This window comes from Mangrovivirga cuniculi (assembly GCF_005166025.1).
Taxonomy (GTDB): Bacteria; Bacteroidota; Bacteroidia; order Cytophagales; family Cyclobacteriaceae; genus Mangrovivirga; species Mangrovivirga cuniculi.
Genome location: NZ_CP028923.1, coordinates 3,171,878 through 3,195,784, shown reverse-complemented (window position 1 = coordinate 3,195,784; position 23,907 = coordinate 3,171,878). Strand labels below are relative to the sequence as shown.

Annotated in this window: 26 protein-coding genes; 17 read left to right on the top strand and 9 right to left on the bottom strand. The window is 33.6% G+C overall.

The window, feature by feature from the left end; genetic code table 11:
* Positions 1-2: 2 nt before the first annotated feature.
* The 3 genes from DCC35_RS14060 to DCC35_RS14050 all read right to left on the bottom strand — a co-directional run bounded on the left by DCC35_RS14060 (position 3) and on the right by DCC35_RS14050 (position 1,900).
* A complete protein-coding gene (locus DCC35_RS14060) occupies positions 3-440 on the bottom strand; it encodes an SRPBCC family protein (protein WP_137091409.1) in 438 nt (145 codons plus the stop codon).
* A gap of 64 nt (positions 441-504) precedes the next feature.
* On the bottom strand, positions 505-1,224 hold the full coding sequence (locus DCC35_RS14055; RefSeq protein WP_137091408.1) for a hypothetical protein: 720 nt from the start codon (positions 1,222-1,224) through the stop codon (positions 505-507).
* A 91-nt stretch (positions 1,225-1,315) separates the two neighbouring features.
* Entirely contained in the window at positions 1,316-1,900 is a 585-nt protein-coding gene (locus DCC35_RS14050) for a hypothetical protein (protein ID WP_137091407.1), read from the bottom strand.
* A gap of 444 nt (positions 1,901-2,344) precedes the next feature.
* On the opposite strand from DCC35_RS14050, the gene DCC35_RS14045 reads away from it, so the two are divergent.
* From DCC35_RS14045 to DCC35_RS14020, 6 genes are all read left to right on the top strand, one after another.
* Positions 2,345-3,211 carry a VOC family protein gene (locus DCC35_RS14045; RefSeq protein ID WP_137091406.1) on the top strand — a complete coding sequence of 289 codons (867 nt, stop codon included), beginning with the start codon at positions 2,345-2,347 and terminating at the stop codon, positions 3,209-3,211.
* 12 nt (positions 3,212-3,223) lie between these two features.
* On the top strand, positions 3,224-3,403 hold the full coding sequence (locus DCC35_RS14040; protein ID WP_137091405.1) for a hypothetical protein: 180 nt from the start codon (positions 3,224-3,226) through the stop codon (positions 3,401-3,403).
* A 251-nt stretch (positions 3,404-3,654) separates the two neighbouring features.
* The gene (locus DCC35_RS14035) at positions 3,655-4,818 is read left to right on the top strand and encodes a TlpA family protein disulfide reductase (protein ID WP_137091404.1); all 1,164 of its coding nucleotides are present in this window, start codon (positions 3,655-3,657) and stop codon (positions 4,816-4,818) included.
* A gap of 68 nt (positions 4,819-4,886) precedes the next feature.
* A complete protein-coding gene (locus tag DCC35_RS14030; protein WP_137091403.1) occupies positions 4,887-5,570 on the top strand; it encodes a hypothetical protein in 684 nt (227 codons plus the stop codon).
* Between the two features lie 141 nt (positions 5,571-5,711).
* Entirely contained in the window at positions 5,712-7,343 is a 1,632-nt protein-coding gene (locus tag DCC35_RS14025) for a serine hydrolase domain-containing protein (protein ID WP_137091402.1), read from the top strand.
* A gap of 39 nt (positions 7,344-7,382) precedes the next feature.
* Positions 7,383-7,676, top strand: coding sequence for a hypothetical protein (locus DCC35_RS14020; RefSeq protein WP_137091401.1), 294 nt, complete (start codon positions 7,383-7,385; stop codon positions 7,674-7,676).
* 104 nt (positions 7,677-7,780) lie between these two features.
* Here DCC35_RS14020 and DCC35_RS14015 read toward each other — a convergent pair whose 3' ends face one another.
* On the bottom strand, positions 7,781-8,362 hold the full coding sequence (locus DCC35_RS14015) for a TetR/AcrR family transcriptional regulator (RefSeq protein ID WP_137091400.1): 582 nt from the start codon (positions 8,360-8,362) through the stop codon (positions 7,781-7,783).
* Between the two features lie 80 nt (positions 8,363-8,442).
* Entirely contained in the window at positions 8,443-9,198 is a 756-nt protein-coding gene (locus tag DCC35_RS14010; RefSeq protein WP_137091399.1) for an SDR family NAD(P)-dependent oxidoreductase, read from the bottom strand.
* Positions 9,199-9,420: 222 nt separating this feature from the next.
* Here DCC35_RS14010 and DCC35_RS14005 point away from each other — a divergent pair, with 222 nt between their 5' ends.
* Positions 9,421-10,056, top strand: a complete 636-nt coding sequence (locus DCC35_RS14005) for a class I SAM-dependent DNA methyltransferase (RefSeq protein WP_137091398.1) — start codon at positions 9,421-9,423, stop codon at positions 10,054-10,056.
* A 93-nt stretch (positions 10,057-10,149) separates the two neighbouring features.
* Here DCC35_RS14005 and DCC35_RS14000 read toward each other — a convergent pair whose 3' ends face one another.
* Positions 10,150-11,865 (bottom strand): BspA family leucine-rich repeat surface protein, encoded by a 1,716-nt coding sequence (locus DCC35_RS14000; protein ID WP_137091397.1) that lies wholly within the window; start codon positions 11,863-11,865, stop codon positions 10,150-10,152.
* 657 nt (positions 11,866-12,522) lie between these two features.
* Here DCC35_RS14000 and DCC35_RS13995 point away from each other — a divergent pair.
* The 6 genes from DCC35_RS13995 (at position 12,523) to DCC35_RS13970 (ending at position 18,443) form a co-directional block, all read left to right on the top strand.
* Complete coding sequence (locus DCC35_RS13995; protein WP_137091396.1) at positions 12,523-13,047, top strand: RBBP9/YdeN family alpha/beta hydrolase; 525 nt, start codon at positions 12,523-12,525, stop codon at positions 13,045-13,047.
* Positions 13,048-13,216: 169 nt separating this feature from the next.
* Positions 13,217-14,923, top strand: coding sequence for a DUF3592 domain-containing protein (locus DCC35_RS13990; protein ID WP_137091395.1), 1,707 nt, complete (start codon positions 13,217-13,219; stop codon positions 14,921-14,923).
* Between the two features lie 210 nt (positions 14,924-15,133).
* Complete coding sequence (locus tag DCC35_RS13985) at positions 15,134-15,877, top strand: energy transducer TonB (protein ID WP_137091394.1); 744 nt, start codon at positions 15,134-15,136, stop codon at positions 15,875-15,877.
* 145 nt (positions 15,878-16,022) lie between these two features.
* Positions 16,023-17,285, top strand: coding sequence for a hypothetical protein (locus DCC35_RS13980; protein ID WP_137091393.1), 1,263 nt, complete (start codon positions 16,023-16,025; stop codon positions 17,283-17,285).
* 90 nt (positions 17,286-17,375) lie between these two features.
* Complete coding sequence (locus DCC35_RS13975) at positions 17,376-17,849, top strand: hypothetical protein (protein ID WP_137091392.1); 474 nt, start codon at positions 17,376-17,378, stop codon at positions 17,847-17,849.
* 75 nt (positions 17,850-17,924) lie between these two features.
* Positions 17,925-18,443 carry an REP-associated tyrosine transposase gene (locus tag DCC35_RS13970; protein ID WP_137091391.1) on the top strand — a complete coding sequence of 173 codons (519 nt, stop codon included), beginning with the start codon at positions 17,925-17,927 and terminating at the stop codon, positions 18,441-18,443.
* A gap of 145 nt (positions 18,444-18,588) precedes the next feature.
* Here the strand turns inward: DCC35_RS13970 and DCC35_RS13965 are convergent, their stop codons facing one another.
* Positions 18,589-19,659, bottom strand: coding sequence for a hypothetical protein (locus DCC35_RS13965; protein WP_137091390.1), 1,071 nt, complete (start codon positions 19,657-19,659; stop codon positions 18,589-18,591).
* A 297-nt stretch (positions 19,660-19,956) separates the two neighbouring features.
* Here DCC35_RS13965 and DCC35_RS13960 point away from each other — a divergent pair, with 297 nt between their 5' ends.
* Positions 19,957-20,415, top strand: a complete 459-nt coding sequence (locus DCC35_RS13960) for a GNAT family N-acetyltransferase (protein WP_217495850.1) — start codon at positions 19,957-19,959, stop codon at positions 20,413-20,415.
* A 97-nt stretch (positions 20,416-20,512) separates the two neighbouring features.
* Here DCC35_RS13960 and DCC35_RS21865 read toward each other — a convergent pair whose 3' ends face one another.
* Positions 20,513-20,788, bottom strand: coding sequence for a GxxExxY protein (locus DCC35_RS21865; RefSeq protein ID WP_317129024.1), 276 nt, complete (start codon positions 20,786-20,788; stop codon positions 20,513-20,515).
* 2 nt (positions 20,789-20,790) lie between these two features.
* On the bottom strand, positions 20,791-20,949 hold the full coding sequence (locus DCC35_RS21860) for a hypothetical protein (protein ID WP_317128943.1): 159 nt from the start codon (positions 20,947-20,949) through the stop codon (positions 20,791-20,793).
* A gap of 255 nt (positions 20,950-21,204) precedes the next feature.
* On the opposite strand from DCC35_RS21860, the gene DCC35_RS13950 reads away from it, so the two are divergent.
* The 3 genes from DCC35_RS13950 to DCC35_RS13940 all read left to right on the top strand — a co-directional run bounded on the left by DCC35_RS13950 (position 21,205) and on the right by DCC35_RS13940 (position 23,606).
* Complete coding sequence (locus DCC35_RS13950; protein WP_137091389.1) at positions 21,205-21,663, top strand: YehS family protein; 459 nt, start codon at positions 21,205-21,207, stop codon at positions 21,661-21,663.
* 996 nt (positions 21,664-22,659) lie between these two features.
* Positions 22,660-22,935: a SemiSWEET family transporter gene (locus DCC35_RS22120; RefSeq protein ID WP_137091388.1), complete on the top strand. Its 276-nt coding sequence runs from the start codon at positions 22,660-22,662 to the stop codon at positions 22,933-22,935.
* Positions 22,932-23,606 carry a hypothetical protein gene (locus DCC35_RS13940; RefSeq protein WP_137091387.1) on the top strand — a complete coding sequence of 225 codons (675 nt, stop codon included), beginning with the start codon at positions 22,932-22,934 and terminating at the stop codon, positions 23,604-23,606. The genes DCC35_RS22120 and DCC35_RS13940 overlap by 4 nt, the downstream gene beginning before the upstream one ends.
* The last annotated feature ends 301 nt before the right edge of the window (positions 23,607-23,907 follow it).

Below are 23,907 nucleotides of genomic sequence, written 5' to 3'. Positions count from 1 at the left end.
ATTTAATTGGTCGATTCTACGAAATTTTTAAAGCTGTCCATATATCTTGCAGTTTGTTTTTTAAAACTACCCGGCATAAACCATCCCATCAACCTCATAAAGCCTTTTAATTGAAATTCCTGTTCAGAAATATACTTTGTTTTGTTTTCAGATATTTTTTGAAACCGGTTGGTGTTTTTATTAACAACCCCATTTGCAACATATATACTTGAGAATTCATCTGGTAAATTTCTTCTGGTAATCGTCTCGATCATTTCAATTTCCCGGTTGTTCATGTTGAAAACTAATTTCGCTTTTGCTCCTTCTTCGCCGGGTGTTCCGCTGATATGTTCATAACTTTTTAACCCGTCCATCCATTTATCCATGTTGTCCGGATTGTCAAATTTAGCGACAACTTCATGGAGTGGTTTGTTTATTGTTTTTTCAATGGTGTATTTCATGATGTGGGTAGGTGATTACAATATAAATTAATCAATTAAGGCTTATTTTATATTATTTTTTGAGTTAAACATTTGTTCCGGCAAAATTATTCATAATTTGAACCCACCACTGCCAGTCATTAGATGAATACATCAATAAATGTTGACATAGCATAATGATCAATGCAGGCAAGTAAGTGTATTTTATTTCTTTACTTTTTCTTTCAGTAAAGAGAATCAGTAAGATTGCTATTTCAATTAACAGGTAAGAGTATGTTAACGCAGTATTAAACCCATCTGCAAGATTAAACACGAAAAACACACGGGTTAGAGCCGGTATGAAGGGAGCAAAAATAGTACATACCATAAATCTGGCATGAAGTTTCAGGCTTTTTCTATAATATATTCCCAGTGAATAAAAAGAAATAAAGGCAATAAGGGTTGTTGCATCGATAAAAGCTAATTTATAGACTGTGCCAGGAGGGTAGCTTGCCCGGTTTATAATCATATTCTTCATCATTGTAATACCTGCAACAACGATTATAGATACAATTAGTATGGATGTCCAACCGATCACCCTGTGAACTTTTAATTTATTATATCGATACGTTAGAGGCTGGATGATCAGAAGGACCATCCAAAGAGTGGCACTTACACCATGTACATGGTATATCCAGGTAAAAGTAGAAAATCTTGAGGTGACTGATTGTGAAAAACCAATTATCACAGCAAGTAGCCCTAGTGAAAGAAAAGCGAATGAATTTTTATAAAAAGTATTTCTGATTTGTAAAGATTTGTAAGACACAGCCAGATCGTTTTTTCTAAATTAATATACGATCTGGCTGATTGATAGTCAAGTTATTGATTGAAACCTAACTTTCTGATTTTTTCTTGTATTAAAGCCTGTAACCAAACTCCAGGGAGAGTTGGTATCCTAGAAATTCATTGTTGCCCAGAAGTAATCCTAAAGGTAAAAACTGGTAAGTCATTTTTCCATTTTTACCTAAGAGTCTGAATCCGGCCATGATAGAACCTCCATAATAATACTCTCTGAAATATTCAGTATCAACATATGTAAAGCCATCTTCACGAGTTTCGATTATTCCTCTTGAGTAATTAACGAAAATTCCGGGTTCTGCTATGAATGCAAACCTGTCTATTCTAAATAAATCGGCAGAAAGTGATATCTCCAGGGCAGAAGATCTAAAGTATTGTTCTGGCAGATCAGTACCAAATGGTTTATAATTTCCAAATATAAAATTTCCACTGAGTCTTAGCCTTCCATTGTTAGTTAAAAACCGAGAATAACCTATTTGCGTAGAAAATGCCAGGCCCGTTTCACGATGTCCATCCTGAGAACTAATTCCCACACCGACTTTTATTTCATTTTTTAATGCAGGATGTAGAGATTCAGATTGAGCGTGGATATTTGGAATAGTAACACAAAGTAACAGTAGTAAAATCAATAATGTTCCTCTCATAATCATAGTTTTGGTTGATAAATTAATACTCAGCAAATAAAAGAGAAAAAAATGGCTTTGTGAAATCTACCAGGTTATTATGATGTGAATATTTATTTATACAAGTATCATTTTCCTTGTATTAAATACATATGACTTTCACAAAATATTTAAATCCTGTTTTGCCGGAAGTATTAGTAAATCTTAAAAGAATCATCTTCTAATTAATATATACGTAACCGTTATTTATTTAGTAAGTAATAATTACACCAGAATATACCGTGGAATTGCCCAAAATTTATTATTTTAAATGATAATCAAATTCTATAATACGAAATCTATTTACTATATCTAAGCCGGATATTAAATGTAATATGGTTTTCGAACACTAAAAAAATGGATTTCTGTTTATATAAAATCATTTAGTTACAACCTGTTATTTAGGGAAACTTAAATCAGATTATCATGAATATCAATCAGATGTATAATGTCCTGTGTCTATCAATAATAGTTGTCTTAAGCTCAGGCTGTGGAAGCAGTATTAATTATCCGCCAATATCAGAAACTGAAGCAGAAAATTACAACCCGGGTCAATTCGTCTGGCACGACCTCGCTACCTCAAATCCGGTAGGAGCCATGAAGTTTTACGGCGATGTCTTTGGTTGGGAATTTGAGACCCGGGGTAGTGGTGATAATCTCTACCATGTTATAAAGAATCAGGAAAAATACATTGGAGGGATCTTTCAATTAGCTCAGGAATATGGTGATAAAAGTGAATGGCTGGGATCCATCTCGGTACCAAATATAGATGCTGCTATTACATTTAATGAATCTAATGGAGGTAAGACTATATTTCAGGTTGCTAAATTTGATGGGAGGGGAAAAACAGCCTTGATTCAAGATCCACAGGGAGCCATTGTTGCCCTTTTAAAATCGTCTACCGGTGACCCGGATATCGGACCCGGAATGGATAATGGATGGCTATGGAATGAACTCTGGACAACGGATCTCAATAGCTCGTTGAGCTTTTACAAAGGGTTGGTGCAATATGAAACTGAGAAAGTAGAAGAAGGGAAGGCTCCGTATTTCATTTTTTCAAGAAATGGAAATAAACTGGCTGGGGTGATTAAAAACCCCATAGAGGAAGGAAGAAGTGCCTGGATGCCCTACATCAAGGTAGAAGATGTCAATCAGGTTGTAGCAAAAGCTGAGGCAGCAGGAGCGTATATTATGATGAAGCCGAATAAAGATATAAGAAAGGGAAAGGTCGCCGTATTGATCGATCCGCTGGGAGCACAGTTAACTATCCAGGAGTGGCCATTAGAAAATTAAAATAACGTAATTATGAAAATGAAGAAAAAACGAATAGTCTATGCATCAATTTTATTATTGGTTTTCGCATTAAGTGGCTGTTCTAATATGAGGTGGGGGACTAGTGCCGGAATAAGTATGGACTTTGGTCCTAATGGACCCAGGGTAAGGCCACACATGGATGTGGATTTGTATAGTGGAGGTAGGTTTTAGAATATCATATCATTTAAGATCTACCACTACCTTTATTAAATGATGAAAATCCTGTTTATTTTTTATGTTAAACATAAGGATTCAACTATTATCTAAAAAAAGAAAGGATAAAATGATTCGATATGCCTTATCATTTTAGTTTCTGATTTAATTACTAACTATTAATACTTAATAATAAAACTCTATTGTTATATAATAATATTAGGAATCGATTTTAGCATATGTTATCATAGTGCAAAAATTATTCTACCATGAAAAAATCATTTTTCTCTTTCATATTATTTATGACCTTTAGTCTGGTTTTTAGTCAGGAGCATATCGAAACTTTTGATAAAATATTAGAACGATTAGATGCAATAGAAACGGCTTCTTATAATAGCAAGACATCATCTAGCGCACCTGGAGACACACTTGTTTTTCATACTTTCAAAAGGTTTGTGAATATGCATGTGAATTCTAATGATTCTCTTGTAGGAGCTTCATTCCGAACATCAGCCTTAGATGACCATAATAAATATAATTTTTGTTATGATGGTCAATACATGGTGAGATTTGACTGGGAAAACAGAATTGCACAAATCGATACGCTGACTTCAAATGCCAATATGGTTCCTATGGCGCCTTTCTTTATAAAAGTAAAATCGTTAATTCAATATACCGAAGAAAATATTGATAGTGCTTCAGTAAAATATACAGAATACCAGGATTCGATAAAAATCAATTTTACCTTCACTGATAAGATGGTTGAAGTTATGAGATTAAAGCCTTTTGTAAGGCAAGCTAAAGGAAAGGTTTCAAAATATATTTTGGTCGTCGATAAAAACTATCTGCCTTTTAAACTGATTAGAAAAATGCCACACCAGACAAGCTGGGAAGCTTGTACGGATATCCGAACCTCAGCAATTAAAGACTTTGAATTTAGTTCTCTGCTACAGATTCCTCCTGATTTTAAAATAAAAGGCAGACAGATGGAAACACCAAAATCTTATGCCCTCGAAGGAGTTAAAGCACCTGAATGGAAACTTAAAGAAAGTCATGGTGATAGTATTTCGCTGAATGATATTGAACAAAAAGTAATATTGATTCAGTTTACCGGAATTGGGTGTGGACCCTGCCATGAATCCATTCCCTTTCTAAAAAAGTTAGCGGAGGATTATAGTGATAAAGATTTTGAACTAATAAGTATTGAAACCTGGAGTAATAATATTGCTGGAATCGAACGGTATAAGGATAGAAATGAAATGAATTATAGCTTCTTAGTATCAAATAAAGAAACAAAGAATGATTATAAAATAGATGGAGTTCCCTCATTTTTTATTATCGACGAGAATAAGGTTATTAAAAAAGTTATCGTCGGATATCAAAAGGATAAAACCGATAAAGAAATTACACGATTAATTGAAGAGATGTTGTGAGATTATCAGAATTCTTTATTTCCTTTTTATCGGTAGAATTACTAAGTTAAAAGAAAATGCCCAATACGATGAAAAACATATTTATACCTATTTTAATTACAGGATTGTTGATTTCTTGTAAATCACCTAATGATGCTTCGAATGAAACAGAAGAATCTACATCGGTAGAATTGGTTGAGGACAAATTATCAACTGATGCCGATAAAAATTTTAAGCCAATTGATACCGAGGAAGCACTAATTTCTACATCGTTAATGGCGGCACCGAAAGATGCCCGTTCAGGGAGTAAAGTTATCGGGTATAACATGGAGGGAGAATTTGTCACTTTGCGAGAAGGAGATAATGAGTTTATTGTATTAGCGGATAATCCAAACAAAGAAGGATTTAATGCTGCATGTTACCACAAGGACCTGGAGCCATTTATGGCAAGAGGTAGAGAATTAAGAGCGGAAGGTAAGAACCGTGATGAAGTGTTTGAAATTCGGGGAGAAGAAATGAAATCAGGCAAACTGAAGATCACTCCGGGATTAACTTTACACATCTATTACGGTCCTGATGAAATGTATGATCCGGAAACATACGAGGTAAAAGATGCAAAGCTTCGCTATGTGGTATATATGCCGTATGCTACACAAGAATCTACAGGATTACCTAAATCTCCATCTGCTCCAAACCATCCGTGGATCATGGAGCCGGGAACCCATAGAGCGCACATCATGATTTCGCCATTATCGAAGGATGATAAGAGATAAGGAATGATTTGAGTTTGATCTTATAGCTTATTTAGTGCCGTAAAAATTATTTCGGGAGTCATGTTTTTATATACCAGTTATTGGTAATGTGGGATTGATATGTAGTACTATTCAAAACTAAAAAGCCTTTAAAACCAAACCATGAGAATATTTGTTCTAACAATTTTGGCATTAATTTCCAACATTATCCTGGTTGGACAAACCTCCCTGACTGACTATCAGATTAAATTGCTTGATAGCATTGCTACAAAGGATGTACCTGAAAACGCACCTGGAATTGCTACAGCGATCATCCAGGATGGGGAAGTGATTTACGAAAAGTATGCAGGGTTAGCAGATTTATCAGATAGCACAAGAATCAAAAATTCTACTCGATTTAATATTGCTTCAAACGGAAAACAATTTACCGCATTAGCGGTCCTCAAACTGATTGATCAAAATAAACTAAATCTATCAGATGATGTCCGAAAGTGGATTCCAGACCTTTATCCTGATATAAAGGAGAAGATCACAGTTCGAAATTTACTAAATCACACGAGCGGTGTTAGAGATTGTTATGATTTATGGTCTTTACAAGGTTATACCTGGTGGAAAGAGTCTTTTGATAATGCCGATGTATTGCAGTTAATGCGAAAACAGTCTGAACTGAACTTTAAGCCTGGTACTGAATATTTATACAGCAATACGAATTACATTTTATTGGCATTAATAGTAGAAAAAGTCTCGAATAAAACTTTTGTGGAATACACTAACGAGATGTTTGAGCAACTAAATATGCCCAACACATCTTTTGAGTGTGATGCTTCCAAAATACAAGGACAAATAGCCAGGGCATATTTTAATTTTGGAACCTGGACAACCTATGACTGGAACTGGAATGTTTGCGGTGACGGCAATATTTTTTCAAGTTTGGAAGATCAGATTCAATGGGAAAAATTGATCCAGGGAAAAGGTGAAACAACATTCGACAGGGAAATTATCTCGAAGAGTCAGCAAGTTATCGAAGGATCACAATTTGAAAATTACGGGTACGGTCTAGAGTTTGGCGAATATAAATACATGGAATATAGATTTCACGAAGGAGCAACAGGTGCCTGGAAAGCGACGGTGATCAGGTTTCCAAAAAGAAATATTTCGATGTTGACCCTGACCAATACAGGTAAAGCCATTACCTCTAATCAGACAAGACAAATGGCTGATGTGGTATTTGAATTGGGTTCAGAAGACTCCTACTTTGCCACTAAACCATCCTCAATTGGTGAATATGTCAGTGAGGAGGAAATTTTGGGGACCTATTTGACTGAGAATGATTTTGCATTCACATTCGTTAAAAAAGGAGATAAGGTATTCTTGAGAAGAGTTGGTAGAAGTGATGTTGAATTAGAACGAGAAGCAAATAATATCTTTCGACAGAAGTTCGATCCTGATTTTAAGCAGGAATTTACGACCAATTCTCAGGGTGATATGCAAGTAACAGCTTACTATATCAATCATGCGCCTTATTCCTTGACTAAGACAAGTCAGGTAGAAGAAGATTATGAGTTTAAAATGTTAAATGGCGAATATTTTAATCCGGAAACAAACACTACTGTTTCTTTAAATCATCTTGAAGGGGTGAATTACCAGGTGACATTTCGGGAAGATTATAAGACCAATGGTTTACTTGTATCTGATAATAAAATGATAGTGGACTTTTACAGTATCGAATTTCTGGATGGAGATTTAATATTAAATGGTGATCGGATAAAGCTGTTGAGATTTAAACGTAGATGATAATTAATAAGCCGAATTTCAATTTCTATATATTAGATAATGCTTGAGTTTTACAAAATTGCTGATTCAGAAAACAGAAATAATCAAAATCATCTTAAAGATTCAATGTTTGCTGGTGAAATCGAACATGATGTTTTTAATAGGTTAGTGAAGAAAGGAATTATTGACAAGAGATTTGATTACTTCACTGACTTTAGATGGGGATCGGATGTTATTAAACAGATAAAAAATAAACTAACAAATTTTGAAAATGATTCAGATATTATAATTCTCGCTCGAATAGTGAATGTTATAAAAGAAGATGACTATGGATTAATAGGTTATTGTGATTGAATAATATTATCATTTAAAATAATATTAACATTATATAAATCCATAATAACTTCATTAAAAAGAAAATTGAGGAAGGCACTTATATCTTTTGTTTTAGATAAATACTAGTCTAACAAAGTAAGAGCCATATTTAGCGAATTCATTAATTCCTTTTTATCTGGATTAATTTTTGAAACCACTTTTAGCCCATTGTATAATGTGAATAAAAGTGAAGCGATTGATTTAAGATCCTTACCTTTTTTGATTTGTCCTTCTTCTTCACCTTTCTTCAAATAAGTATAAAATAGGTTGGTAAAAGTTTTTCTGTTTTCTATTAGTAGGTTTTGTACAATATCATCACCAGGAATTAGTTCGGTAGTAATATTTACCACGAAACATCCCTTTTTATCTTTATCAGACACAGACTCTTTGATAGCAATTTCAAAAAGTTGTTTAACTCCGGATTTTACATTTGGTTCATTTTCAAAAAATTCACTGATTCGCTCAGTATTTGTCTTACGGTAATGCTCAAAGGCTTTAAGGAATAGTTGTTCTTTATCACCATAAGTATCGTAAATACTCGCTCTATTAATGCCTAAATGATTTACTAAATCGCTGATAGAAGTAGCAGAATATCCCTGCTTCCAAAACAATTGAATTGCCTTAGTTAACACTTCGTTTTCATCAAATAATTTTACTCTTGGCATAATAAATTAAGTGGAAGTGATTATACACTTCCACAAAATTAAAATATTGGAACTATCATTCCAAAATTACTCAAAAAAAATTAGGCGAGTAGAGGATTGACATTTATTCCACCATCGATATTATATTCTCCTCCAGTAATAAACGAAGCATCATCAGATGCGAGAAAAGCAACTAGTTTTGATACATCTTCAGGTTTACCAAAACGCTTTAAGGGGACTCTGTTTTGCATAGCCTCCGCAAATCCATTTAGTTGTTCTTCAGGCATTCCTGTTTTTGAGAAAATAGGTGTTGATACAGGACCTGGATTAACTGCATTTATTCTAATTTTTCTTGGAGCTAATTCAGTAGCTGCTGTTCGTGTGTATGAATTCAAGGCGGCCTTAGAAGCAGCATAGATAGCTGTATTAGGCATTCCTGTATAGGCGTTTACAGAAGATAAGTTAATTATTGAACCACCATTATTTATAATAGGTAAGAATTTTTCGATAGTAAATACAGCACCTTTAAAATTAATTCCCATTTGGTGATCAAACATTTCTTCACTAATCTGACCTATTGGAGCTGGCTGAAAAATACCTGCATTAACAAACAAGATATCCACATTTTCAAATTCATTTTTAATCTGGTTTATCAGGTTATCAATTGCTTCAAGGTCACTGACATCGGCAACTAAACCTTTAACCTTAAGTTCATCTGCTGCATTTTTAACTTTTTCCGAATTCCTGCCTGTTATTATCACAGTCGCTCCTAAATTTTTAAGTTCTTTGGCTGTTGCATAGCCTATTCCACTATTACCACCTGTAACCACAGCTACTTTGCTATTTAATGTACTCATCTTTAATAATTTTAGTTTATAGAATAACAGAACGTTCGTTCCAATACAAATGTAGGTATTTTGGAACGAACGTTCTAATTAAAACCGAGAAATTTTTAATCTTTAATTAATGGAGTTAAATATATGAATGACTTTTAGATTAAAATGATATCTTTAAATACAAACATCCTTAAACCTGAAAAGGCTTTCAAGTAGGTAAGTTAAAAGTGAATTTAAATCAAATTGAGCATAGAAAAAGCATATAATTCCTGGGCTGACCAATACGATTCGAACGATAATAAAACTCGTGATCTCGATGCAAAAGCAACAATTGAGACCCTGTCAAAATACAGGTTTACAAATGTGCTGGAATTAGGTTGTGGAACAGGGAAAAATACTCAGTGGTTACTGACCAAGGCTGAACGAATTATCGGGCTTGATTTCTCTCTGGAAATGTTAAACCATGCAAAAAGAAAAATAACAGACAGGAGGGTTGAGTTCAAACTAGCTGATCTTACTAAAGAGTGGGATATAGAAAATCAATTTGCAGACCTGGTAACTTCAAGCCTTACTCTTGAACACATCGACGATTTGAATCATATTTTTAACCAGGCATATCAGAAACTGTCTGAAAATGGAATTTTTTTCATCAGTGAATTACATCCCTTCAAACAATATACAGGAAGTAAAGCAAAATATAAGACAGAAAGCGGGGAAGAGGAGTTGGAAGTTTATACACATCATTTATCAGATTATCTTGACAATGCATTAAGAAATGGCTTTAAGCTTTTGGTAGTAAACGAATGGTTTGATGATAAAACGAGGAATGAGCTTCCGAGACTAGTAACGTTTGTTTTTAACAAGAGAATAAAAAAATAAAACAGGCTGTCTATTTAGGTAGCCTGTTTTATTATGGAGCTATAAATCAAATTTCTCTTTTGATAATTTAATCGCTATTAATATAAATCAGAATTATTGAGTGCAAGTAAGATTTGGTTTTGGTTCCGTCCAATTTGAAGCATTCAAAGCAAATGATTCACAGTCTTCAACTAGGTCAACATTCCAAGTAGATAAATCCTGATTGAAAGTTGATGCTCCGTAAAACATTTTAGACATTACTGAGACCTTACTGACATTCCATGGGGAAATATCCTGATTAAAATTTTTTGCCAGGTAAAACATAGATCCCATGCTTTCAATATTGCTTACATCCCAGGAAGAGATATCCTGATTGAAATCAAAAGCACGAAAAAACATACCCCACATAGAAGTTACATTGCTTACATCCCAATTTGAAATATCCTGATTAAATGTAAACGCATCCCTAAACATACCCTGCATATCTGTAACGTTACTTACATTCCATGTAGAGATATTGCTATTAAAACCTGATCTTTCAAACATTGATCTCATATTGGTTACATTACTTACGTCCCAGGCAGATAAATCCTGATCGAAAATTGAAGCGGCACAAAACATATTAATCATGGTGGTTACTTTACTTACATTCCAGGATGATAGGTCTTGATTAAACTTATTTGCCTGGTAAAACATTAAATCCATTTTTTCAACGTTACTTACATCCCATGAAGAAATATCACTATTGAAGTTGTTTGCATTTCTAAACATGCCTTTCATATCAGTTACGCTACTTACATTCCAGTTCGATATATCTGAATTAAAATATTTGACCTGCCAAAACATATGTTCCATATTTTTTACGTTGCTAACATCCCAGGTAGAAACATCGCCATTAAAATTAATAGCAAAAGAAAACATGTGGTACATTGTAGTAACACTACTTACATTCCAGGTAGATAAATCCTGATTAAAAGATTTCGCATTTTCAAACATGGCACTCATGTTGTTTACTTTACTTACATCCCAAAATGAAAGATCCTGATTGAAAGATTCTGCTCCTTCAAACATTTTACTCATGCCTCTTACGTTGCTTACATCCCAATTTGATATATCTGAATTAAATAAAGAATTCTCGAGAAATAAGCTATTCATATTTGTGATTTTAGTGGTAATCACTTTCGTCAAATCCTGATAATTATCAGCTAAGGATTTTAATCTGGAATAATCTACGACTTCGTACATCTCACCGTTGTAAGGGTATTTTAATCCAACTTTAGCCTCTGGCACACAATATAGGGTAACGCCATTTTCGGCCAATTTGATCATATCTTTGCCATCTACGAACTGAACTTTTATATTCATATCCTGATTGACAGTGACAAACAACGGGTTGTCAATAGAATTAACATCTCCTGACCAGCCATTAAACACAAACTCTCCATTAGGGGTAGCGGTTATCTCAATTGTTTCACCTGGAGAGACCTCCTTTGTAGTTAAAGATACTGAGCCCGGACCCTCTACTTCTACTGTAACCAAATGGGTGGTTTCTACAAAATTAGCCGTGATGTTGAGATCTTTATCCATAGTTAAAGACAACGGATTTTCACTTGAGACAATGTCTCCCGTCCAACCCGTAAAGTCAAATCCAGAATCTGGTGTTGCGATCACTTCTATGGTTTCACCAGATTTAACCTCTCTCGAAGAAGGAGTTACAGTTCCTGGTCCATCTACCTGTGCTGTTAAAGTGAAAGATTTAACAACTTCATCATTTTTACAGCTTGATACACCCAATATTAGAGCAAATAAAAAAATGTAATACTTATTCATTAATGTTATTGTTTTGGTTTTTAATTATTGTTGATATAGTATAAAAGCAGTTTTATTGGATTAAAAACTAAATAATGCCTGGTTGCGATTATTGATTAACCTTAAAAAATATTGGAAGGCAAATGTAATAGTTCAAGACGAAATGAAAAATAATTATATAGAAATATTGTAATACAAGAAGATTTATTGTTTATTTTTCATTTAAGATTATTTTATCCTTTTTAAAGGCTGATTAAAAATCACATCTATTATCACTAGAAATGAAATATTATATAAATTCTTAAGAGTTCAGAAGAAAGACAGAAGCATAATTCAAATAATTGGATGGAGGGAACTTAGAAGAATACTTTATAATCTTATAGTATTGATTTGCGGTATATTTTCTCTCACAATTATTTCAACTATTGTAGATTTAGAGCCAGGTTAGGATTTGCAGGAACCTCTTGCAATTATTTCATTTGCCATTCTTTGTAATTTAGGATATTCGTTACGGTGGCTAACAGAAATTTTTTATTCAAAAAACCAAAAAATATAGTCCGAAAATGTTTTAAAATTGGTCTGTATTTTACTTTGTTTTGGGTTTTTCTTCCTGCAATTATCCATCTGATATTTTGGGTCGGGAATGGCTTTAAAACGATATAAATAATAAAAAAAAAGATGAAAGTAAATATTCCAGGGCTACATAATTCAGATGAAAACCATTGGCAAACTTTATTAGAAAAGACTCATCCCGAAGATTTTATCAGAATCAATCAGGAAAACTGGGACCAGCCGGAATGTAATGCCTGGATAAATAAAATTGAGAGAGACTTATTGACAAAAAATCACTTAGACCTAATATTAATCGGTCACTCGATAGGTTGTATTGCTATTGTAAAATGGGTTGAGAAATTCGGACACGCTATTAAAGGCGCTTTACTTGTAGCTCCAAGTGACTCTGAAAACGAAAATTACCCATCCTATATTAAAGGTTTTACCCCGATACCAAAATCTAAACTTCCCTTTCCTACATTAGTAGTTGGCAGCACAAATGATCACGTCACTACAGTTGAAAGAACCAAAGAGTTTGCAGCTAATTGGGGAAGTAAATTAATTATGCTGGAGGATGCCGGACATATCGAACCTAAAAGTGGTTTTGGACCCTGGCCACAGGTTGAGGTTTTAATAAAGGAATTAGAATAAATACTACAAAAAACTCGATAGGTATGAAGATATAAAAATCACTCTTTCACAACCAAAGTCTTCAGTTAGACTGTCCAAATTCTCTTCCAGTTCAGATATTTTCTTTATCGTATATGATCGATAGGTTTATTTTGCGTAATTTAAAATCAATCCGTTAACAAAATAGTTCATGTCGATTAAAAAGATTCTTTCAGTTATTTTTCCTATGATGTTCGTTTTAGTGGGAGCGGGTTTCTTGTATGTACAGGGGTTATCAACCATAAAACAATATATCAGGCAGCAGCAATTTATCCAGGTTGAAGCATCAGTGAAGAAAGCAGATTTGAAATGGGAAGAGAGTTGGTCTGATAGTATCAAGTATACGATTGATGTTATCTATCAATATGAAAATAATGGAAATATCTATGAAATAGAGCGTGAAATAGTTGAAACCGGTGATTTAAGCAATCATGAGTTAACTAAAAGTCGCAAAGAACAAGCTGTCAATAATTTAAATAACTCACGTATAATTACTTTATCTGTTGATCCCAATAATCCTACACGTTACCAGGGATTTAATCAAATCGACACAAATGAATTTATGGTATCTATCCTGGTTCCAGCAGTTTTTATACTTGTCGGACTCTTTGTTACCTTCCGAATATTAAAAAGTAAAAAACCGATTGAGAAGAAGTTGAGTCGTCCCTGGATGGAAATCCCTGCCTGGAAAGAAAATAATATAAATTGTGATACTATTTCCAGGCAAAAAGGATCGATGACTATGGCAGTATTTTGGATTTTGTTTTCTTTTACAGCCTTTGGACTATTTATTTCACAACAGGGATTTGAAAATCCATATTTTTTACTGGTTGGAATTTTTCCTGTGATCGGTATTTTTTTACTGTACGGAGCTATTTCGGAAATTAAGAACCTTAAAAAGTATGGTACAGCCTGTATAGAGTTAGATCCCTTTCCTGCTTCGATAGGAGGTCATTTCGGAGGAATCATAAAGTTTAAAAAAACGTTGCCCGATGAAAGCACAATTGAAGTTAAATTAACCTGTGTCAAAGTAGAGTATTCCGGAAGTGGTAAAAACAGAAAGAAAAGAAAAACTTTATTATGGGAAACTACAGGATTTGCCTACCTGTCAATGAGGAAAAATGAGGCAAAGATCCGATTAGAAATACCAGATCATTTAAAAGAATCATCAATAAGCAGCACAGGTATTCACTGGAATGCTATTTGTACAGTGTCTTATGATGATGATCATTTTTCCCGGCATTTTAAAATCCCTGTCTATCGGACAAATGAAAACTCATCTATTGATGTTGATTCAAAAAATCATCCGGATACCAAAAAGCATGCTTCAGAGCTCATTAACGAGGTTACTGAATTTACAAAAAGAGGAGAAGAATATTTATTAAGGTTTCCAGCTTTACGAATCTTGAAAAAGCAGGTAGCCATTGGCCTGGCTATAGGAGCTGCGTTATTAGGAGCTGTGATTGTTAGTATTTTGTATGGTTCAATACCCATTATAATGTTGCTATTTATGAGTTTTTTCGGTTTAATTTTCTTCGGATTGGCAGCATTTGAAGGAGGTTATACTCTATACGTAATACTAAGTCCCCATAAGATCACTACCGAACATAAATGGTTAGGTCGTTCCTTTAAAAATAAAAATATACCAGCATCCTCCATTCATAAAATTAACATTGAAGATTACACCCGCACCAGTTCAAATGAAAGGGGACTTATTTCCTATTATAAAATCACCGTAGCTGATGAAACAGACAAAAATACAGCCATTGCCATTCGGTTAAAAGCCAGGTCAACCGCTGAAGAAATGAAGAGCTTTTTTGAAAATTATTATAAAATAAATGGTGAGAGGAATAATTGATAGCAATTCGATAATTCCAAAACATTCTTCCTGTGTCGCGATTGGTGATTAGAATTAAGAAAGCCGATTATATTGCATTCCTGTAATGAGGTATACAAGGAGCAGTGGGATAATTAACAATTCTTTTTGAAATTGAGATTACTCAATTTACTTTTGAGATTTAAATCAACCACAAGATTAGTCATTTTATAGAATTAGGATACTGTAACTATGAGAGTATTATTTTTATTTATTTTTTCGTTTAGCTCAATATTTGTATTTAGTAAGGAATTAACTCTATACTATAATGATTCCGGTGAATTAACAATCCCTATTCTAGCCACACATTATCGTGTTGCTTCTTTTGATTCATTATACGAGAATTTTGATGGAAGATCATATGAATACGACTTAAATAATAAGCTAATTAGATCCTATGAATATGATAACGGAAAACTAACTGGTATATATCTGAAAAAGAAGCAAGTCGACTTGAATGATCTTGATGATGCTGCCAGGGTTGTTCTGGAAAATAAACATGCTTTCGTTCAAGCAGAGTATATCCGTAAAAATGATTATAAAGAGATCAAAGATAAACTATCTCCTCTCCCTATTGGTTATTTTTTAGACTCTTCAGATGCCAAAATGGTTGATTCTTTAGGTCGTGACAATGTTAAAATTGCGGAAGAGAGAGCTGAATTCCCGGGAGGAATTCAAAAAGTAGGTGAATTTTTATCTGTCTACCTTGAGTACCCTAAAGAGGCCCGGCAAGCGGGAGTTAAAGGTAAAGTGCTGGTTGAATTTGTTATAGATGTTGACGGATCAGTAACAGATGCTAAGGTGGTTAGAGGTATTGGGCACGGATGTGATGAAGCAGCATTAAGAGCTATTAATAGCCTTCCAGATTGGAAACCGGGATATCAACGGGGTAAACCAGTCAGACAACGGATGGTTTTTCCGATTACATTTAGATAACAAGTATGTCTTATCGTATTATTTGCAATTAGCATTCTCGTGCCTATTCAATGATATGTAATAGTATTCACGCGTTTAGATTTGCAATATAACCAGTGGAGAGTCGCCCTGGAATTTAAATACAGTAATAATTAAGAAATAACACATGAAATACATTTTTTTTATTCTCCTTGGACTGAGCTTCTATCATACAAATGCTCAGTTTGCTTCATCATACTCAAATGGCCAGCCTGACATTAAAACAGAATTCCCTTACAATAAGGCAGTGGTAAAGGGTAAAAGGCCTAATGCTAAAGAGAAAAAATCAGGAAAGTATAAATACTTCAATGAACTGGGTGAGTTAATTCGAATAGAAACTTATAAAAAGGGTGAGTTAATTTCATACAAAACCATAAGACCTCAGGCTTACTACTATGATAAGGATAGTAACTTAATAGAATTTCACCGATATGATGTGTTTGGATTTTGTGCCTCTTCATCAGGAGATTTTTTCGGAACCGGAGGTCCCAAAGATTGTATTGAAAAATATATTTATGATAAAAAGGGAAATTTATTAGAAGAACAATTTTTTTCAAAAAAGAATCAATTGTTAAATGACCCTTATAATCCTGCGATCATAAAGTATGAATATAATTCAAAGGGGAAATTGATTAAGAAAAGTCAATTGAACGATAGGCGGGAATTATTGGAAGACATTGTAGAAATGGCCTATACTACTTATATATATGATTCTCTTGGGAATTTAATTGAAACAAATTCATATAATTCAAAAGGTGAGTTATCAGGTTCATTTTATGGTGCCTCAACAATTAAACGCATTTATGACAATGATAATAACATGGTTGAAAAAAGACTGCTTAAACCAGATGGATCTTTAGCAGGCTTGGATATGGCAGGCGCTCCAATCGAAAAGTACCGGTACAATGAAAAGAACCTGGAAATCTATTCATCAGGATGGACCAGTGAAACAAATAAATTAGGTCATTTTATACTGGAATACGGTTCAGATGACCTTTTGAAATATAGAACATATTATGGTGCTAAGGATTCAGTCAATTATTTTAGTAAAACAGAGTATATCTATAAGGATGGAGTTGTTGTTGGTAAGAAAAGCTATGATAAGTCAGGTGAAATAAAATCAGAGAACTATTCAAAGATTGAAATAGAAATCGAAGGATGGGAAGTAGAAGGAAACTTACCTGATATCAATAAACTGGATGCATTTGGCACCATTGAATTTGTATTTCAAGTTGATGTTGAGGGCAATGTTATTGGTTATTCACTCACTAAACGTGCAGGAGGTAAGTCATATATGGATTTTTGCCAGGATACATTAAACAACCTGAAATTTAGAAGAATAGATGATTCTGAGAATTTAACAGGCAAAATAACATTTAATAAAATTTAAAATGTTCCTGGTCAACATCACTTACTCTTTGTGATTAAGTTAACACATTTAAATAAAAATTTTTTTTAGAATATGACAATATTTTAAAATATGAACATTAAATCAATCGTGATAATGGTATTAATACTAGTATCACAATTGTCTTATGGGCAGGAAGTTAAGAGAAAAAAGAAAAAGAAATATTCAAGCACATTTTCTGAGGTTTATTATGTGTTGAAAAGAGACAAATCAGTAAAAGATGGTCCTTATGAGTTAATGTTTAAGGGGAATACCATAATAAAAGGTGAATATACTGATTCAAAAAAAACTGGTAATTGGCAATACTTTAACTTACAAGGAGAGCTCTTATTGACTTATGATTTTGAACAAGATTCAATGATAAGTTGGAACAATAAAAAAATAGATGTTGTACAATGGAATCAAGGGATTTCTAAAAATGGCCCCTTTGTTTCGATGGGTGGAAATATAGTCTCACTGGCTCGCGTTGCTTTTTCAGCAAAACGCGTGCCGTACAACTACCATCTCAATTCCATCATTTATATTTTTGATATAATCTCTATCTGATATATTTTTCCTGAATCAACTATTGACCAACCAAAACTGATATCTGAAAAGTATTAATTAGATAATCCAGAAGGTATCTATTTTGTCACATGTACAGTGGTATTTTGGATTGATCTATTTACCAGAAAAGAATATAAGCACGTACTATTAGACACATTAGGATATTATCAGGAAAAGCGAGGACTTATTATTCATGCCTATTGTATAATGTCAAGCCATATTCATATGATAATTAGTTCTTCAAGAAAAGAAGAAACCTTATCTGCGATAATGCGAGATTTTAAAAAACTTAGTAATAAACGGATAATATCAGAAATAGGCAGAATTAATGAAAGTAGAAGTGAGTGGTTATTAAGAGCCTTTAACCGTGCAGGAAGCAAATTAAAAAGAATAACTACAAATAAGATATGGATGGATGGAAACCATCCGATAGAATTGGATAATAATAAAATGATTGAGCAAAGACTTGATTATATTCATAATAATCCGGTAGATGCAGAAATCGTAGACGAGGCTGAAAATTACTGGTACAGTTCCGCAAGAGATTATAATGATTATAAAAAAGGATTGTTAAAAGTGGAGCTGTTATTATAGGCACGCGTATTGCTTCGCTACGCGCGCCAGTGAACATTTATCCGGTGAGTTTAATGATTAACATGATCTGTGTTTATTCTTTGTTTGTCAAGTGTTTGGATTCAATGAGCACATCGATTGTATTTACTAATTTCCCGAAAATAGATCACATAACTTTTTTCTGCTTTCTATCTCTTTTAGGAGCTTTATCAGGGTAACTTTTAACAGGATAATAGGAAGAATGGCCAAGCTGATCGTTTACAATTAAGGAAGCTAAAATAGATTTGTCATATCCTGAAACAGGCACTGCAAGTTGGAATGAAGCCTTAGATAGTCCTAAAGAGGTGAAATCAATTGCCTTATGAAGCTGCATGTACTCAGTTTTCCATGTTTGACCATTATCTTTAGAGTATCTGAGTTGGGGTGTATCTAAAAGACCAGCTTTTTGATTTAAAGTTACTGTGGTCAGGATCCATGGGCGCTCATTATCCCAACTAATATTAACTTCTATTTCAGTTTTAATATTCTCAATATGAATAAGATGAAATTTTATAGGAATGGTATAAGGAGGAGAAAAATCTTTTCCTCGAAGCCCTACATCAACCGATACCGGAAAAATTCCATCTTTATGATTTCTTTCTTTTCCTTTTAACAGTAAGTTTAGTTGGCGTGATTTTTCATCAGGGAGCATTGAAAATGTTTCATCAACATGGGGCCATGAGGCCTCCAGCTCAATACCCTCAGGTAGACCACGTATTTTCATTATATAATATTCACGAAGAATGCCTTCGGGTTCTAAAGAACGAGGATAAGGTATAGATGCATTAACCATAGTATACCAGACATGCCCTAACGGGCGAAATACATGTTCATACATCGATTTTAGATCGATAATACCACTTCTTCCTACCCCGGTTACCGTATAATGATATCTGTATCGAGTAGAATATCCGGTTGGTATTTGTAAGGAGTATACATCTGTATAATATTGGCGGGGCCTGGCACGAATACGAAAAATAACAGTTTGGCATTCACCGGGTGGTAAAATGACAACTTCTTCAATCGGTCTACCAGTCTTTTCATCTTCTCCTTCATAATAAGGCCAGCTTGTGACGAGTAGGTCCTTTTGTTGGCTCGTTAGATTACATACCTTAACAACATGTAACCAGTTTCCATCAATATCATGTATTGATGCCTCAGCATCGATTTTCACTTCTAAACCATCGTCTTCTGCCATGGAATTTATAATTTAATGGTTCAAGACCTATATTAATTTAATAAAAATTCACCTCTTAATTTATTTTTTTATCTATTTGAGATTTTACCGTCATTGTGTGGATGACTTTTCCTGAAATAGGTTTACACAATTTGATGTAAACAAAATGTATTGTTCTAAAAAAAGAGTATGCAGAGCAAGTAGATTAGGGAATTACACCATTAGTAATTATTGCGAAATTATTTTCAAATAGCGTATTTTGGAATGTTGCTAATCAAGCAGTCATGTATCCTTTGTCATCATAAATAAATCTAGGCCGTGAATATAACCATTCGAAAAGCAGTTGAAGCAGAAATTGATATCCTGTTAGGCTTCGAACAAGGAGTCGTTGATGCAGAAAGACCTTTTACTACTACCTTAAAAGATGGTACAATCCATTATTATGACATCATCGACCTGATTAAAAGCGACAAAGCAGAAGTATTGGTCGCTGTAAGCGATAACGAGATAATAGGTTCGGGATATGCCAAGATTATGGAGGCAAAACCCTATCGGAAGTTTAAGGAATTTGCCTATCTGGGATTTATGTACGTAAAACCTGAATACAGAGGTAAGGGGATAAATAAAATGATTATCGATTCTTTAATCGAATGGGCTAAGAGTAGAGATTTGACAGAGGTACAGTTAGATGTCTACGATGAAAATACCAGTGCAAAAAAAGCGTACGAGAAGGTAGGGTTCAAACCTCACTTGCTGGAGATGAGAATGGAGATCTGAATTGAAAAAATATTGGATATCCGCTGGTAAAAGTTGCTTTGCTACATGTAAGCATTGATTGAAAACGCTTATTGTCTGAATCAGGATTTAGAAGATTTTAGGATTTAACAGGATGATTGTTAAAGACTTTTTTTATTACTAAACTGGTTGAACCAAAATTTAGCAATAACCCAATTGCTTTATCATATGCTACCAGGTAATTCTTTGCTTGAGCTAAGTGTACATTTTCCAGAGAAATTAAAGCTTTGATCTCAACTATGATTTCATTTTCTACAATGAAATCGGCTCTTCTTGTACCTACATCGATGCCATTATAATAGATTGTTTGATCTTTCTCCCTTTCAAAGGATAAATTTGCATTCTCTAATTCCAGAGCTAAACATCTTTGGTATATAACTTCCTGAAATGCGTAGCATTCACGAATTCCTTTGAAATAAATACCATATGAGTAAAACCATTACCCAGTTGATTATGTACTTTAATTGCACATCCATTAATTAAATATGTTATTTCATCGAGGTTTTTATTCTTCATTTTTATCATTGATAATCTTCAAAATCCTTTAATCCTGTAAATCAAGATTCAGACAAAGAAAAGATTCATGAAAATAACTGAAAATGCCATTTTAATAAAGAAATAAACGTTTACTTACCTTTATATAGCCTTTGTCATGAATTTGGTTTATAAAAAAAATTCAGTTAGAATGTTTAATACAGCCAATTTGATAGCCATACAAAAGAATAAAGTAGATCTGTTTAATTTATATCTGTTGTTCGATAAATTGCAATCATGACAAACAACGATATTTTACGTCGGCTACGCTATACTTTTGATTTGAATGATCATCAGGTGATTGAGATTTTTGAACTTGCACAATATTCTGTGAACCGTTCTGAAGTCGTCAATTGGATGCTCAAAGAGGAGGATGAATACTTTCAGCCGATGTCAGATAAGGAACTGGCTCTTTTTCTCAATGGACTGATCAATTTAAAGCGTGGGGTCAAGGACGGACCACAACACGAAGCAGAAGATTTTTTAAATAACAATCTGATACTACGAAAGCTACGAATTGCACTTAATTTGAAGGATACCGATATGCTGGAGATATTAAACCTGGCAAATTTTTCAATAGGAAAGCATGAGCTCAGTGCCTTTTTCCGAAAACCCGGACAAGGGCAGTACAAACCTGCCGGTGACCAGGTGTTAAGAAAGTTTCTCAAAGGACTCCAACTGAAGTATAGAGGGTAATTGTATTTAACTGCCTTCTCTGGCTCATTGCGATTAGCGTAATGCGTGCCGATTGTAGAACAGTTTGATTTTTAGAAGGGAAGGGCTATTTTGGGACTTTTATTAAAAAGTTTATCAACAAACTCAAATAACAAATTAAAAGGAATAAGAGCAATAGCGTAAAACTTATTACCACTTTATCAGCAAGCAAAACAAGCTACGAATGAATATTACTTTGGGGGACTATATCAAAAAAGAAATGGAGTATCAATTGGAAGTCCGAAATCATTAAGAAATAATCTTTACCGCTCACTTGGATCAAAAAACTTTTCTACATTTTGGAACTATTGGAATCCGATATTTGGATATTATTTGGGGAAGTTCATATTTAAACCATTAAAGAAAGTTTTTCCGGAGGCCATTTCATTACTGTTCACCTTTATTTTTTGTGGACTGATACACGATGCTGTTACAACCGTCTATCGTGGAAAGATATCATTTTTCTTTTCAATTTGGTTTTTATTTATGGCTCTGGCGGTTTTGATGACCAGGATCCTAAAGCATAACTTTTCAAAGCAGGGATGGCTGGTCCGGGCATCTATTAATTTGGGTATTATAGCTGTTTGTTTTATTGCGACCATCTATAGTCATAGATTTTTAATGGCTGGTTTTTAGGGAAATCAGAATATAGAAAATCAAAAGGTGGCAAATTCAATGACATTTACATTGGTGAAAGTATAAAATTCAAAATTAATAAAATTACCAAACTTAGCCACCTCCATTAAATATCCATTAGTAACCGATTACAAACTCTTATTAAATTATCAGACTACAATCGGTTACATTTTTTTACTAAGGGGTATTAAAAAGTGAAAAGGTTTGAAACTTAGATAGAAACATCTATTTTCGAAGTTTTCGAAATTTAACAATAATCAAAACAACGATAGTTATATAAGGAATAAGCGCGACGGAGTCGCGATTAGCATTTCTTTGGCAGTAATTGAAAAATCCTTGAAAATGATAAAATTATTAGGAATATTAACTTTAGTAGCAAGTTGGAGTTTAAAACTCTTAGGATTTCCTGGCCAGATTCGAAAACTCATTAAGACTAAAAACTCAGATTCCCTATCACTTCTATTATTTTCCATTTCTTTTATTTCATATGTGCTTTGGACAACCTATGGTATATTAAAAAATGACTATGTTATTTATCTAGGGCAAGGAGTTGGGATATTGGCTTCGGGAATTACAATTGTCTATATCATTAAGTACAGAAATACTAAGGAAAAATGACTTTTAGAGAAGTTAAAAGCAATTCATTATTAAAATATGAAAGTAGTATTCTAGATTTAATTGGAGAATACTATGATAATCCCAAAGAAGTTCTTGAGATGATAAGTCAAGAAAGAAAAGTTTACATGGCAATTGATAATCAAAATAAAATTTCATCCATACTTACCTGTAAGACTCATAATCTTAATGGAATTATTTTTTCATATTTAGGTTTACTTGTCTCTAATTCCAAAAACAAACTTGAAATTGGTGCCTTAATGTTTAGGCATCTTGAATATTTATATCAGCAACAAAGGAGTAATACAAACAAACTCTTTTGCTATGCATTAACATCTAGTGTTTCAGCATATAATTGGGTTTTGGAATTTTATGATAATGTCTTTCCTCAAAATGATTCAATGTTAAAGCATATAGCATACAAGGAAATCTTGAAAATCTCAGGTTATAAAACAGAAAGAAATCTACCTTACAAAGTAATTAATTCTCCATCTGTTGCGAAATACAAGTCAGGCTACTCAAATTTGATTTCTCGAAATAATAAAATTGAAAGATTCCCAATTGGATTTGATATTAATGAAAGTAAAGGAGAAAGAGTATTAATAATGTGTGACCTTCCTGAGAAGATGAAATTTGAAAAACTAAAAACAACATACTGCCAACATTTTGTATAAGTAATGGCATGGAAAGTGCTAAATGTCAAGGTTTGTAGCCCCCCTGGCGCAAGGATGCTCTTGTGCCATCGTCAATAAGCAAATTTTTGAACAATGCTTGACATTGAAAGTAGCATCAAATAAAAAGCCCATAATTATTTTAAAGGTTTCCATATGTATTGTTTATCCTTAAATCCTGAAAATCTCACTGGCGCGCGTTGCTTTTTCAGCATAACGCGTGCCGTACAATTGTCATCTCAATCAACATTTATTTTGATATAATCTCTAACTGATATATTTTTTCAGCATCAACTATTGCATA